Raw genomic sequence first — 13,988 nt, forward strand, 5'->3', positions numbered from 1 at the left:
CCGCGGGCAAACCGGGCGACAATCACCCCTGTTGGGCAGGCGACTAGCCTCGGGCCGTGGCTCGCCGTGGCATCGCCGTACCCCGTTCCCGCAACGCCGATGCGTTGCAACGGTCCGCGGGCGCCCTCAGCACGGCCGCGATGAGCCGGATGGAGGCCGAGCACGCGTGGTTCCGCGACCTCAGCGCCCAGGACCGGTCGTGGGTGGGGAGCATCGTCCAGGCCGGTATCCGAGGCTTCGTGGACTGGTACCGCGACGACGCCGACCGGGTGCCCGGCACCGACGGGACCGCTCTGTCGGCGTCGATCTTCGGTGCGGCGCCCCGGACCCTCGCGGGTGTGATCAACCTGCAGCAGACCGTCGCCCTGGTCCGGCTCTCCATCGAGGTGGTCGAGAGCAACATCGACACCCTCCTCGAGCCCGACGGCGCCCCCGACGCGCACGCCGCGGTGCTGCGCTACGCCCGCGAGGTCGCCTTCGCGGCGGCCGAGGTGTACGCACGCGCGGCGGAGGTCCGCGGAGCCTGGGACGCCCGGTTGGAGGCCTTGGTCGTCGACGCCGTGCTGCGCGCGGAGAACGACGAGTCGCTGCTCTCCCGGGCCAGTGCCCTCGGCTGGTCGGCCAGCGGCGAGGTGGCCGTCGTCCTCGGCACGGCTCCGGCGCGCCGGACCGAGACCGACCTCTTCGACGAGGTACGACGCCTCGCCCGCCTCGCCGGCATGGAGGCCCTCTGCGCCGTCCAGGGCGACCGCCTGGTGGTGCTGCTGGGCGGGGTCACCGAGCCGCGGGCGGCCGCCGAGGCGGTGACCCCGCTGTTCGCGGACGGACCGGTGGTGGTCGGACCGATGGCCGCGGACCTCGGCACCGCCCATCTCTCGGCCCGGGCCGCCGCGTCGGCCCAGCGGTCCGCCTCGGGCTGGCCGCAGGCGCCGCGACCGGTGCTGAGCGAGGAGCTCCTCCCCGAGCGCGTCCTGGCCGGTGACGGCCACGCCCGCCGGCATCTGGTCGACGAGGTCTACCTACCGCTCGTGCAGGCCCGCGGGACGTTGATCGAGACCCTCGCGACGTACTTCCAAACGGGATCGTCGATCGAGGGGACCGCCCGCGCCCTGTTCGTGCACCCCAACACCGTCCGCTACCGGCTCAAGCAGACCGCGGAGCTCACCGGCTACAGCCCGACGCAGCCGCGCGACGCGTTCACCCTCGAGATCGCCCTGGTGCTCGGCCGCCAGTCCGGCCGGGCCGGATAATTGTAGGGTTCCTACAAAGACTGGGGTCCGACTTTCGTGCGCGCCGGAGGCGAACCCCGACGGCAGGCACGGCAGAGTGGTCCACGTGCTCGTCATCGTCGCTCCCGGGCAGGGTGCTCAGACGCCCGGCTTCCTGACTCCTTGGCTGGCGGACTCGACCTTCGCGTCGCGATTCGCCTGGCTCTCCACCGTGGCCGGCCTCGACCTGGCCCACTACGGCACGGAAGCCGACGCGGAGACCATCCGCGAGACCCAGATCGCCCAGCCGCTGCTGGTGGCGACCGGTCTGGTCGCGGCCCTGGAGCTGTTCCCGCACCCGACCGACGCCTTCGGCATGGTCGGCGCGGTCGCCGGCCACAGCGTCGGCGAGCTGACCGCGGCCGCCGGCGCCCGGGTGATCACCGCCGAGCAGGCGATGGTCCTGGTCCGCGAGCGCGGCAAGGCGATGGCCGGCGCCGCCGCGGTCACGCCGACCGGCATGACCGCCGTCCTCGGTGGCGACCGTGACGAGGTGCTGGCCACGCTGACCAAGCACGGCCTGACCGCCGCCAACGACAACGGCCCCGGCCAGATCGTGGCCGCCGGGACCCGCGAGCAGCTCGACGCCCTCGCCGGCGACCCGCCCGCCAAGGCCCGGTTGATTCCGCTCAGCGTCGCCGGCGCCTTCCACACCGAGCACATGGCCCCCGCGGTCGGCCACCTCGGCACCCTCGCCCGCTCGGTCTCCGTGCACGACCCCCGCACCCGGGTGATCTCCAACCGCGACGGCCAGGTCGTCCACGACGGCCAGGAGGTGCTCCGGCGCCTGGTCGGCCAGATCGCCAGCCCGGTCCGCTGGGACCTGTGCCTGGAGACCATGGAGGACCTCGGCGTGACCGGCATCCTGGAGATGCCCCCGGCGGGCACCCTGACCGGCATCGCCAAGCGGGCCCTCAAGGGTGTCGAGACCTTCGCCCTGAAGACCCCCGACCAGCTCGATGCCGCCCGGGCGTTCGTCGCCAAGCACGGAGAGCACTCCGAGATCGAGACCACCCCGACCTGGCGCGTGGTCGTGTCTCCGGTCAAGGGCACCTTCCACCTCGCCAACGAGGCCGCCGAGCTGGACGTGCTGCCGGCCGGCGCCGCCATCGGCGACGTCGCGAGCCTCCGCGACCGGATCAGCGTGACGGCGGCCCACGGCGGCCAGGTCGTGGAGTGGCTCGTCGAGGACGGCGACCTGGTCTCCCCCGGCCAGCCACTGGTCCGTCTCCACCCGGAAGGCGGCACCCACTGATGGTCACCCTCACCCCCAGCCAGGGCTCGGCCCATTCCGCCATCCTCGGCGTCGGCGCCTACCGCCCCGTCCGGGTGGTCCCCAACGACGAGATCGTCGAGGCGATCGACTCCAGCGACGAGTGGATCCAGCAGCGCTCGGGCATCAAGACCCGCCGGATCGCCGGGCCAGACGAGACCGTCCAGATGATGTCGGTCGCGGCGTCGCGCCAGGCCCTCGAGCGGGCCGGCATCGACGCCCGCCAGATCGACTGCGTCATCGTGGCCACCGTCAGCCACCTGCTGCAGACCCCGGCCATCGCCACCGCCATCGCCCACGAGCTCGGCACCGACCAGGCGGCCGCGTTCGACATCTCGGCCGCATGTGCGGGTTTCTGCCACGGCATCGGCATGGCCAGCGACCTCGTCCGGGCCGGCTCGGCCCGGCACGTGCTCGTCATCGGCGTCGAGCGGCTCTCCGACATCACCGACACCACCGACCGGGGCACCGCGTTCATCTTCGCCGACGGCGCGGGCGCCGCGGTGGTCGGACCGAGCGAGACCCCCGGCATCGGCCCGGTCGTCTGGGGCTCGGACGGTGAGCAGTTCGACCTGATCCGGCAGCGCGAGGACTGGCGCGACGTGGTCGCCTCCGACACGCCGGCGATCCCCCACCTGACGATGCAGGGCAGCGCGGTCTTCCGCTGGGCGTCGTTCGCCATGGCCAAGATCGGCCAGCAGGCGCTCGACCGAGCCGGCATCACCGCCGACGAGCTCGACTGCTTCGTCCCGCACCAGGCCAACATGCGCATCGTCGACGCCCTGGCCCGGTCGATGAAGCTCCCCTCGACCGTGAAGATCGCCCGCGACATCGCCGACATGGGCAACACCTCGGCGGCCTCCATCCCGCTCGCCCTCGAGCGGATGATCCGCGAGGGCGAGGCGAAGTCCGGCGAGACCGCGCTGCTCATCGCCTTCGGTGCCGGCCTGGCGTACGCCGCCCAGGTCGTCGTCGTCCCCTGACGCTCCACCCAGCAGCACCACCCACCACCGAGAGGAACACCGCCACATGGCCACCACCGAAGAGATCCGCGCCGACCTCGCCGAGATCGTCAACGAGGTCGCCGGCATCGACGCCGACGACGTCCAGCTCGACAAGTCCTTCGTCGACGACCTCGACGTCGACTCGCTCTCCATGGTCGAGGTCGTCGTGGCCGCCGAGGAGAAGTTCGGCGTCTCGATCCCCGACGACGAGGTCAAGAACCTCAAGACCGTCGGGGATGCCGTGGCCTTCATCGAGCGCGCCCAGGCCTGACGCTCAACCAGTCGAAGGAGTCGATCAGCAGATGAGTCGTACCCGTGTCGTGATCACCGGTCTGGGCACCACCAGCCCCCTCGGCGGCGATGTGGCCAGCACCTGGGATGGTCTGCTCAGCGGCCGCTCCGGCGTCCGCCGCCTCACCGAGGACTGGGCCGAGGAGATGCCGGTCAAGATCGCGGCCCGGGTCGCGGTCGAGCCGACCGAGGTCCTGGAGCGGGTCAAGGCCCGTCGCCTGGACCGGTCGTCGCAGTTCGCCATGGTCGCCGCGATGGAGGCCTGGCGTGACGCCGGCCTGGAGAACTCCGTCCAGGACGGCAACGTCGACGGCGACCGGGTCGGCGTCGCGATGGCCTCCGGCATCGGCGGGGTCAACACGCTGCTCGACAACTACGACATCCTGAAGGCGAAGGGCCCGCGGCGGGTCTCCCCCCTCGCGGTGCCGATGCTGATGCCCAACGCGCCCGCCGCGAACATCAGCCTGTACGTCGGAGCGCGGGCCGCGGTCAACACCCCGGTCTCGGCCTGCGCCTCCGGCAACGAGGGCATAGCCCTCGCGATCGACCAGATCCGGCTCGGCCGCGCCGACGTCGTCGTGGCCGGCGGCACCGAGGCGGCGATCCACCCGCTGCCGATGGCCGCCTTCGCGAACATGATGGCGCTGTCGAAGACCGGCAGTGCCGACGGCGGCGACCCGACCACGGTCTCGCGGCCCTGGGACACCGGCCGCGACGGCTTCGTGCTCGGGGAGGGCGCCGGCGTCCTGGTGCTGGAGTCCCTGGAGCACGCCCAGGCCCGTGGCGCCCGGATCTACGCCGAGGTCCTCGGCGCCGGCATCACCGCCGACTCCCACGACATCGCCCAGCCCGACCCGCTCGGTCGCGGCGGCTCCCGGGCGATCCTGCGGGCGCTGGCGGAGTCCGAGATCGGCCCCGAGTCGATCGTCCACGTCAACGCCCACGCGACCTCGACCCCGCAGGGCGACATCGCCGAGGGCCTGATGCTGCACGCCACCCTGGGCAAGCACGTCTCCCAGGTCGTCGTCACCAGCACCAAGTCGATGACCGGGCACCTGCTCGGCGGCGCCGGCGCGCTGGAGTCGATCGCCACGGTCCTCGCACTGCACCACCGGGTGGTCCCGCCGACCATCAACCTCGACAACCTCGACCCGCAGGTCGAGCTCGACATCGCCACCAAGGTCCGCGACCTGCCGGCCGGCGACATCGCGGCGCTCAACAACTCCTTCGGCTTCGGCGGCGCGAACGTCGCCGTCGCGTTCGGTTCGATCTGATGACGGTCGCACCGGAGAAGGCGAACACCGACCGCAAGGCGACCAAGGTCCCCCGCGAGCAGGACCCGCGCAACCCCGTCCACCGGCTGACGGCGCTCTTCGACGACGGCACGCTCGAGCTGATCTCGGCCGACGACGACTCCGGCATGCTCGCCGCGGTCGGCGAGGTGCACGGCACCCGGGTGGTGGCCTTCTGCTCCGACGCGACCGTCATGGGCGGCGCGATGGGCGACCAGGGCTGCCGGGTCGTCGTGGACGCCTACCACCGGGCGATGACCGACCGTGCGCCGATCATCGGCCTGTGGCACTCCGGCGGCGCCCGGCTCGCCGAGGGCGTGCTGTCCCTGCACGCCGTCGGCCGGATCTTCCAGGTGATGACCCAGGCCTCCGGACAGATCCCGCAGGTCTCGGTCGTGCTCGGCCCCGCCGCCGGCGGCGCGGCGTACGGCCCCGCCCTCACCGACGTCGTCATCCTCGGCCCCGAGGGGCGGATCTTCGTCACCGGACCCGACGTGGTGCGCTCGGTCACCGGCGAGGACGTCGACATGCTGCGTCTCGGTGGCCCCGAGCCCCACGGTCGCCGCTCCGGTGTCGTGCACATCCTGACCGACTCCGAGCAGGAGGCGCTGGACCGGGCCCGCGGCGTCGCCTCGCTGCTCGGCTCGCAGGGCAGCCTGCGGGTCGACGACGTCGAGGACCGCGACCTCGAGGCGCTGCTGCCCGAGTCCAAGAAGCGCGCGTACGACGTGCACCCGCTCGTCGAGGCGGTCCTCGACGAGGGCACTGCGCAGGAGCTCCACGCCCGCTGGGCGCCCAACATCGTCACTGCCCTCGGCCGCTTCGGCGGCCGCACCGTCGGGGTGGTGGCCAACAACCCGCTGCGGCTGGGGGGCTGCCTCGACTCGCTGTCCGCCGAGAAGGCGTCGCGCTTCGTACGCATGTGCGACGCGTTCGGCGTGCCGCTCATCGTCCTGGTCGACGTCCCCGGCTACCTTCCGGGCGTCGGGCAGGAGTGGGACGGCGTCGTACGACGCGGGGCCAAGCTGCTGCACGCCTTCGGCGAGTGCGTCGTCCCACGGGTCTCGCTGATCACCCGCAAGACCTACGGTGGCGCCTACATCGCGATGAACTCCCGCTCGCTCGGCGCGACCAAGGTGTTCGCCTGGCCCGGTGCTGAGGTGGCCGTCATGGGCGCCGTCGCCGCCGTACGGATCCTGCACCGCCGCAAGCTGTCCGACGTGGCTCCCGACATCCGTTCGCAGGTCGAGGCCGAGCTCGCGGCCGAGCACGAGCGGATCGCCGGCGGCGTCGACAAGGCCGTCGAGATCGGGGTCGTCGACGAGGTTGTCTCCCCCACGGCCACCCGGTCGGCGATCGCGCGGGCCATCGACGAGGAGATCCAGGCCGTCGGCGTGCGGCGCGGCGCGCACGGCAACATCCCCCTCTGAGGCACCCTCGCTCCGCTCCTCGGTGACCGCTCGGTCGCCGGGGAGCGGAGCGGCATAACCCCCGGCATCCTTGTTACGTTGGGAATGACGCCCGTCACATCCCACCGACAAGGACGACGATGCTTCGCCAGACGATGCTCGGATCGATCGCCGCGGTGCTGCTGGCCCCTGCCGGCCTGGTGACCGGCTCCACCGTCGCCGCCTCGGCGACCGACGACCATCACGAGTGGGGTCGACTCGGCGCCCGCGACGGCGTGCTTCGCAAGGGCTGCCCCAGCTACGTCTACCGCTACGCCGTGCAGCCGCCCGGGGGCGACTGGAGCCTCGAGACCTTCCTCGTGGACCGCCGGGGCAGGAAGCTCGGGTCGGGGGTGTTCCTCAGCGGCCTGAACCCCACGCGCGGTCAGGCGACGTTCACCATCTGCCGTGCGACCACCAAGCCGGGGCGCTTCGTGATCCGCGGCAAGCTAAGCGTGCAGAACGGCCCCGACGAGTACGCCGAGGGCTGGATCAGGCCGGTCGTCTTCAAGCTCCGGCGCCGGTAGGGCGTCGGCGTCCTCAGACGACCTGGTGCAGCCAGCGCACCGGGGCACCCTCGCCGGCGTGCCGGAAGGTCTCCAGCTCGTCGTCCCACGGCTTGCCCAGGAGCTTGTCGATCTCGACCAGCAGCGTGGTGTCGCCCAGCGCGGCCTTGACGACGGCAGCCTTGAGCCGGTCCTCGGGGATCATGATGTCGCCGTGCAGCCCGGTGACGGCGTGGAAGACCCCGAGCTCGGGGGTGAAGGAGTAGCGCGCCCCCTCGGTCGCCGACGTCGGCTCCTCGGTGACCTCGAAGCGCAGCTGGTTCCAGCCACGCAGCGCCGAGGCGATGGCGGCCGCCGACCCGGGGGCCGCGGACCACGAGAGCTCGGCCCGGTGGCTGCCCGACTGGGCCGGCTGCGGCGTCCAGTCCAGGCTCACGGGCACGCCGAGGACACCACCGACGGCCCACTCGATGTGCGGGCACAGCGCGGACGGCGCCGAGTGGACGTAAAAAACGCCCCTCGTCGCGGTACGGGTGGCAGTACGTGCGGTCACCGTGACCTCCTTCAATCTCCGGCGCGAGCTACGCCTTCCCCAGCGGTCTCGTCTTGGAGCGAAGTCAGTTCTGTGACCCATGTGTGGTTGTGCAGCTATTGTGACCTATGGGGCCCCTGAGCACCAGCAGACCCGCGGGTGTCGGTCCAGCTCGGTCGTTGCTGCCGGACCGATCCGACGTCGACGATGTTCTCCACGTCGCGTAGCGATCCCAGCAGCTGCCCATCGCCCACCACCAGCGGACCGGCGACGACATCGAGCACGACACAGGTGATGTTGTCCTTCCCGCCTGCGACGAGTGCCGACTGGGTGAGCACGGCCGCGGAGAGCGGGTCGGCGAGCCGCAGCACCTCGGCGATGCGGTCGTCGTCGACCAGGTCGGTGAGTCCGTCGCTGCACAGGAGCAGCCGGTCCCCCACCCGGGTCGGCACCGGCGTCAGGTCGAGCCCCGGCCCCTCCGGGTCGCCGTCCACGGAGCGCAGCACCACGTTGCGCCACGGATGGCGTCTGGCGGCCGCGGGCGAGAGCTGACCAGCGTCCACCAGGTGCTGCACGTACGTGTGGTCGGTCGTCAGCTGCTCCAGCTGCCCGTCCCGGCAGCGGTAGGCCCGGCTGTCACCGACGTGGCCGAGGACCACTCGGCTCCCGTCGCAGATGAGCACCGTGAGGGTCGTGGCCATGCCGAGTCGGTCGAGGTCGCACTGCACGCCGAGCCGCACGGCCGCCCGCGCCGCCTCAGCGGCATCGGTGAGGACCAGCTCCGGCGGGTCGAGGAACCGGCTCATCGCCGTCGCAGAGACGGCGTACGCCGCCGTCGCGGAGGCCACCTCTCCGGCAGCCGCACCGCCGACGCAGTCGGCGACCAGCGCGACGTACGGCCCGACGAAGCCCGCGTCCTCGTTGTGCGGGCGCACCCGTCCCACGTCGCTCACTCCGGCGCCGGAGAACCGCAGCATCGAGACCTCCTCAGGACTTCCGGCAGTAGACCGCGCCGCCTGCACGGGGTCAAGGAGCTCGCGGAGTGGCTACTCTCACGACATGACTGTGGGACCCACCCTCGAGGTACGACGCAGGCCGCGCACCACGCTGGCCGCCTGGACCGTCGTCGTGGCCCTCGTCGTCGGACTGGTCTTCTGGTTCGTGACCAATCCCCCGGCTCTCGCGACCAGCGACGAGCCGGTCGTGACCTCGGCCCCGGCGGGCCAGGACATCTACCTCGCGGTGGCGTCCGGGGAACCCGACCGCACCCTGGAGCTCTCCGGTGTCCGCGTGCACGTCACCGCCGACGCTCCCGTGGAGGTGGAGCCGCTGCTGTGCCTGGGCGGTGCCCCTCGCGTCACCTCGGACCCGCGCGCGTTCTGCGACGAGCTGGTCAAGCCGGACGGCCACGCGTTGGGCGGTGACGACACCGTCGTGCTGCGAGTCCGGGGTGAGTACGCCGGCACCGTCACCGTCGACCGGGTCCGCCTCGGCTTCCGGGAGGGCCTCCGGTGGGGCGACCGCGCTGCGGGCGCACCCGCGACGATCGCCGTCCTCGGCCGCTGAGCTCACTCCTTAGGCTGGCGCTTCTCCAGGGCCTCGGCCCGCTCGGCAGCGTCGGTCAGCTGGTCGCTGTCGATCGAGTAGGTCCGGTGGAACCACGCGAGAGCGTCGGTCTCCCGGCCGGCCGCCTCCAGAGTGTCGGCGTAGGCGTAGCGCAGCCGCACGACCCAGGACGCCCGGGACTTGGACTGCAGGGGCGCGAGCTCGAGGGTCCGCAGCGCGGCGTCGAACTGGCCCATGTCTCGGCGAGCGCCGGCCTCGACGATGGTCATCTCCGCCTTGGCCTCGGGCTCGAAGTTCGGCACCGACGGGCTCTTCGCGAGCTTCAGCGCCTGGTCGGGGTTGCCGAGCGCACGGTGGCAGTCGGCCATGATCGGCAGGTACGCCGGCGAGCCGTTCATCCGCTTCGCCGCGCGGAGCTCCGCGAGCGCCTCGGCGTAGCGGCCGGCGGCGTAGGCCGTCTCGCCGACCGCCTCACGCACGACCGCGAGCCTCGGCGCACGGGCGCGAGCCGCGAGCGTGTGCTGGTACGCCGTCTCCGGATCCACGTCGATCAGGGCGCCGGCCGCCGCGAGATGGCGCGCCACGCGCAGTGCCAGCTTCTCCGGCAGACCCTTGAACTGCGAGGTGATCGACCGGTCGAGCTCCTGTCCGGTGATCTCGGCGGGCAGCTCGGGGCCGTCGTACTTCGCCTGCTCCTCAGAGCGGTCGGCCTGCTTGTCCGCCGGGCGCTTCCAGTCGCTCTTGCGGCCCGGGCGATCGCCGCCACCGCGGGCCGGACGGCTGTCGCCGGCGCGAGCGGGACTCTTGTCACCGCGGGCGCCGCGCTCGCCCTCGGGGCTCCACTTCTGGGAGCGCTCGGAAGAACGCTCGGACGCGCGGCCCTGGCCGGCGCCACGTGCGGGTGGCTTCCCTCCGGAGCTCTTGCCTCCGGCACCCTTGCCGCCACCGGCCGAGGCGGGCTTGCTGCCGCTCGGCCGGCCTCCCGCGCGGCTCGCGTCTCCTGAAGGTCGCTGGTTGCGGCGCTGCTCGGCCACGGCGTCCTGCTCCTGGTCCTGCCCGTTCGGGCGGTCGCTGATGATGAGGAAATGCACGTAGGGGCCACCGGTGACGGTGGCCCCTACGGAGTGTATGTCCGGCGGCGTCCTACTCTCCCACAGCCTCTCGGTTGCAGTACCATCGGCGCTGAAAGGCTTAACTTCCGGGTTCGGGATGGGACCGGGTGTTTCCCTTTCGCTATGGCCGCCGTAACTCTAGCGGATCAGCAATCCCGGGAATGATCACGGAATCCTGTCCAAGCCACTATTCATGTGTTGTGTGTGCTCACGATATGTGAACTGGATTCGTGGACGCGTGCGGTCTTGGGAGTTTGTCGTCTTGGCTGAGTGATTGTAAGACAAGCCCTCGGCCTATTAGTACCGGTCGGCTAGGCATTACTGCTGTACACCTCCGGCCTATCAACCCAGTGTTCTGCTGGGGGCCTTACCCCGTCTAGCGGGTGGGAAACCTCATCTTGAAACATGCTTCCCGCTTAGATGCATTCAGCGGTTATCACTTCCGAACGTAGCTAACCAGCCGTGCCCCTGGCGGGACAACTGGCACACCAGAGGTTCGTCCATCCCGGTCCTCTCGTACTAGGGACAGCCTTTCTCAAGTTTCCTGCGCGCGCGGCGGATAGGGACCGAACTGTCTCACGACGTTCTAAACCCAGCTCGCGTGCCGCTTTAATGGGCGAACAGCCCAACCCTTGGGACCTACTCCAGCCCCAGGATGCGACGAGCCGACATCGAGGTGCCAAACCATCCCGTCGATATGGACTCTTGGGGAAGATCAGCCTGTTATCCCCGGGGTACCTTTTATCCGTTGAGCGACGTCGCTTCCACATGCCGACGCCGGATCACTAGTTCCGACTTTCGTCCCTGCTCGACATGTCTGTCTCACAGTCAAGCTCCCTTGTGCACTTACACTCAACACCTGATTGCCAACCAGGCTGAGGGAACCTTTGAGCGCCTCCGTTACATTTTAGGAGGCAACCGCCCCAGTTAAACTACCCATCAGGCACTGTCCCTGATCCGGATTACGGACCTAGGTTAGACATCTAGTACGACCAGAGTGGTATTTCAACGTTGACTCCACACCAACTGGCGTCGATGCTTCAAAGTCTCCCACCTATCCTACACAAGCCGAACCAAACACCAATACCAAACTATAGTAAAGGTCCCGGGGTCTTTCCGTCCTGCCGCGCGTAACGAGCATCTTTACTCGTAGTGCAATTTCGCCGAGTCCATGGTTGAGACAGCGCCCAAGTCGTTACTCCATTCGTGCAGGTCGGAACTTACCCGACAAGGAATTTCGCTACCTTAGGATGGTTATAGTTACCACCGCCGTTTACTGGGGCTTAAATTCTCCGCTTCGGTATTGCTACCTAACAGGTCCTCTTAACCTTCCAGCACCGGGCAGGAGTCAGTCCGTATACATCGTCTTACAACTTCGCACGGACCTGTGTTTTTAGTAAACAGTCGCTTGGGCCTGGTCTCTGCGGCCATCACCGCGTCCCCGCGCAAGGCGGTTCACGGATCCGGCCCCCCTTCTCCCGAAGTTACGGGGGCATTTTGCCGAGTTCCTTAACCATGGTTCGCTCGATCGCCTTAGTATTCTCTACCTGATCACCTGAGTCGGTTTGGGGTACGGGCGGCGCATAGCTCGCTAGAGGTTTTTCTCGACAGCATAGGATCACCCACTTCGCCAAACGGCTCCGTATCGTGTCTCAGGTACGACATCAAAGTCAGCCATCCGGATTTACCTAGATGACACCCTACGCACTTACCCACAGACAACCATCGCTGTGGCTGGGCTACCTTCCTGCGTCACCCCATCGCTTGACTACTACCAGCTCGGGTCCCGCGCTCCCCCACAAGCTCTCACCCCGAAGGGATCGATACTCATGGCTTCGGGCGGTTAGCATCACCAGGTTCGTCATGGGCGCTACTTTGCCGGTACGGGAATATCAACCCGTTGTCCATCGACTACGCCTGTCGGCCTCGCCTTAGGTCCCGACTTACCCAGGGCAGATTAGCTTGACCCTGGAACCCTTGATCATTCGGCGCAAGTGTTTCTCACACTTGATTCGCTACTCATGCCTGCATTCTCACTCGTGTCGCGTCCACCACTGGATCACTCCGCAGCTTCACTCGCGACACGACGCTCCCCTACCCATCCACACCCCTGAACCACGAAGGCTAGAGTTAATATGTGAATGCCATAGCTTCGGCGGATGACTTGAGCCCCGCTACATTGTCGGCGCGGAATCACTTGACCAGTGAGCTATTACGCACTCTTTCAAGGGTGGCTGCTTCCAAGCCAACCTCCTGGTTGTCACTGCGACTCCACATCCTTTTCCACTTAGTCACCGCTTAGGGGCCTTAGCTGATGGTCTGGGCTGTTTCCCTCTCGACTACGGAGCTTATCCCCCGCAGTCTCACTGCCGCGCTCTCACTTACCGGCATTCGGAGTTTGGCTAACGTCAGTAACCTTGTAGGGCCCATTAGCTATCCAGTGCTCTACCTCCGGCAAGAAACACGCGACGCTGCACCTAAATGCATTTCGGGGAGAACCAGCTATCACGAAGTTTGATTGGCCTTTCACCCCTATCCACAGGTCATCCCCTCAGTTTTCAACCTAAGTGGGTTCGGTCCTCCACGCGGTCTTACCCGCGCTTCAACCTGCCCATGGATAGATCACTTCGCTTCGGGTCTAGATCGTGCTACTGCGTCGCCCTATTCAGACTCGCTTTCGCTACGGCTACCCCACACGGGTTAACCTCGCAACACAACGCTAACTCGCAGGCTCATTCTTCAAAAGGCACGCCGTCACAACCCACAAGGGATCGCTCCGACGGATTGTAGGCACATGGTTTCAGGTACTATTTCACTCCCCGCCAGGGGTACTTTTCACCTTTCCCTCACGGTACTTGTCCGCTATCGGTCATCAAGGAGTATTTAGGCTTAACAGGTGGTCCTGCCAGATTCACACGGAATTTCAGGAGTTCCGTGTTACTTGGGATCCCGCTCGACAGACCATCGCTTACACATACGGGGCTATCACCCTCTACGGCGCGGCTTTCCAACCGACTTCCACTTCACGATAGTTTTCTTACTGTCCGAAACGTCGGCAGACGAATCAGAGCGGTCCCACAACCCCACACACGCAACCCCTGCCGGGTATCACACGTGCATGGTTTAGCCTCATCCGATTTCGCTCGCCACTACTCTCGGAATCACTTTTGTTTTCTCTTCCTGTGGGTACTGAGATGTTTCACTTCCCCACGTTCCCTCCACACACCCTATATATTCAGGCGCGGGTAACTGGACATGACTCCAGCTGGGTTCCCCCATTCGGACACCCCCGGATCACAGCTCGGTTGCCAACTCCCCAGGGCTTATCGCAGGCTCCTACGTCCTTCATCGGCTCTTGATGCCAAGGCATCCACCATGTGCCCTTCATAGCTTGTCTCACAAACACTCAGCGAAGACTACAAACTACAAAGACCGGCTCTCAGAAACTGAGAGCCTTAAAACGCCGCGAAAGTAACCGGACCCGAAGGCCCGTGTCATTCGCGGCGAGATGCTCGCGTCCACTATCCAGTTCACAAAGATCGCGTCCACCAACGAAAGAGCGGCCAGGCCGCTGCCTCGAAGGGGATCAGAGAGGTTCAGTTGCCTGATTCCTCAAAGCTCAACAGTGTGTCAGGGCCGTGCTGGTGTCTCGGACTCCAGGTTCCACACCCCCCCACGATCACTCGTAAAGGGGGT

General features: G+C 67.9%; 11 protein-coding genes and 2 rRNA genes. 8 read left to right on the top strand and 5 right to left on the bottom strand.

Annotated elements, in window-relative coordinates; genetic code table 11:
* Positions 1-56: 56 nt before the first annotated feature.
* The 7 genes from MUB56_RS21605 to MUB56_RS21635 all read left to right on the top strand — a co-directional run bounded on the left by MUB56_RS21605 (position 57) and on the right by MUB56_RS21635 (position 7,103).
* The gene (locus tag MUB56_RS21605) at positions 57-1,250 is read left to right on the top strand and encodes a helix-turn-helix domain-containing protein (RefSeq protein WP_244929079.1); all 1,194 of its coding nucleotides are present in this window, start codon (positions 57-59) and stop codon (positions 1,248-1,250) included.
* Between the two features lie 85 nt (positions 1,251-1,335).
* The gene (locus MUB56_RS21610; RefSeq protein ID WP_244929080.1) at positions 1,336-2,523 is read left to right on the top strand and encodes an acyltransferase domain-containing protein; all 1,188 of its coding nucleotides are present in this window, start codon (positions 1,336-1,338) and stop codon (positions 2,521-2,523) included.
* Positions 2,523-3,524: a beta-ketoacyl-ACP synthase III gene (locus MUB56_RS21615; protein WP_244929081.1), complete on the top strand. Its 1,002-nt coding sequence runs from the start codon at positions 2,523-2,525 to the stop codon at positions 3,522-3,524. The genes MUB56_RS21610 and MUB56_RS21615 overlap by 1 nt, the downstream gene beginning before the upstream one ends.
* A gap of 46 nt (positions 3,525-3,570) precedes the next feature.
* Positions 3,571-3,816: an acyl carrier protein gene (locus tag MUB56_RS21620; RefSeq protein ID WP_028645031.1), complete on the top strand. Its 246-nt coding sequence runs from the start codon at positions 3,571-3,573 to the stop codon at positions 3,814-3,816.
* Positions 3,817-3,847: 31 nt separating this feature from the next.
* Positions 3,848-5,110 carry a beta-ketoacyl-[acyl-carrier-protein] synthase II gene (locus tag MUB56_RS21625; protein WP_244929082.1) on the top strand — a complete coding sequence of 421 codons (1,263 nt, stop codon included), beginning with the start codon at positions 3,848-3,850 and terminating at the stop codon, positions 5,108-5,110.
* Positions 5,110-6,558, top strand: a complete 1,449-nt coding sequence (locus tag MUB56_RS21630) for a carboxyl transferase domain-containing protein (RefSeq protein WP_244929083.1) — start codon at positions 5,110-5,112, stop codon at positions 6,556-6,558. Before MUB56_RS21625 ends, MUB56_RS21630 begins: the two co-directional genes overlap by 1 nt.
* 119 nt (positions 6,559-6,677) lie before the next feature.
* Positions 6,678-7,103 carry a hypothetical protein gene (locus MUB56_RS21635; protein WP_244929084.1) on the top strand — a complete coding sequence of 142 codons (426 nt, stop codon included), beginning with the start codon at positions 6,678-6,680 and terminating at the stop codon, positions 7,101-7,103.
* A 13-nt stretch (positions 7,104-7,116) separates the two neighbouring features.
* Here MUB56_RS21635 and MUB56_RS21640 read toward each other — a convergent pair whose 3' ends face one another.
* Positions 7,117-7,635, bottom strand: coding sequence for a DUF3145 domain-containing protein (locus tag MUB56_RS21640; protein WP_244929085.1), 519 nt, complete (start codon positions 7,633-7,635; stop codon positions 7,117-7,119).
* 95 nt (positions 7,636-7,730) lie between these two features.
* Positions 7,731-8,591, bottom strand: a complete 861-nt coding sequence (locus MUB56_RS21645; RefSeq protein ID WP_244929086.1) for a protein phosphatase 2C domain-containing protein — start codon at positions 8,589-8,591, stop codon at positions 7,731-7,733.
* Positions 8,592-8,673: 82 nt separating this feature from the next.
* Between MUB56_RS21645 and MUB56_RS21650 the strand changes: the two genes are divergently transcribed.
* Positions 8,674-9,180, top strand: coding sequence for a hypothetical protein (locus tag MUB56_RS21650; RefSeq protein WP_244929087.1), 507 nt, complete (start codon positions 8,674-8,676; stop codon positions 9,178-9,180).
* A gap of 2 nt (positions 9,181-9,182) precedes the next feature.
* Here MUB56_RS21650 and MUB56_RS21655 read toward each other — a convergent pair whose 3' ends face one another.
* From MUB56_RS21655 to MUB56_RS21665, 3 genes are all read right to left on the bottom strand, one after another.
* Complete coding sequence (locus MUB56_RS21655; RefSeq protein WP_244929088.1) at positions 9,183-10,271, bottom strand: tetratricopeptide repeat protein; 1,089 nt, start codon at positions 10,269-10,271, stop codon at positions 9,183-9,185.
* Between the two features lie 39 nt (positions 10,272-10,310).
* A 5S ribosomal RNA gene (gene rrf, locus MUB56_RS21660) occupies positions 10,311-10,427 on the bottom strand.
* 142 nt (positions 10,428-10,569) lie between these two features.
* A 23S ribosomal RNA gene (locus tag MUB56_RS21665) occupies positions 10,570-13,689 on the bottom strand.
* Between the last annotated feature and the right edge of the window lie 299 nt (positions 13,690-13,988).

The organism is Nocardioides sp. W7 (assembly GCF_022919075.1).
GTDB lineage: Bacteria > Actinomycetota > Actinomycetes > Propionibacteriales > Nocardioidaceae > Nocardioides.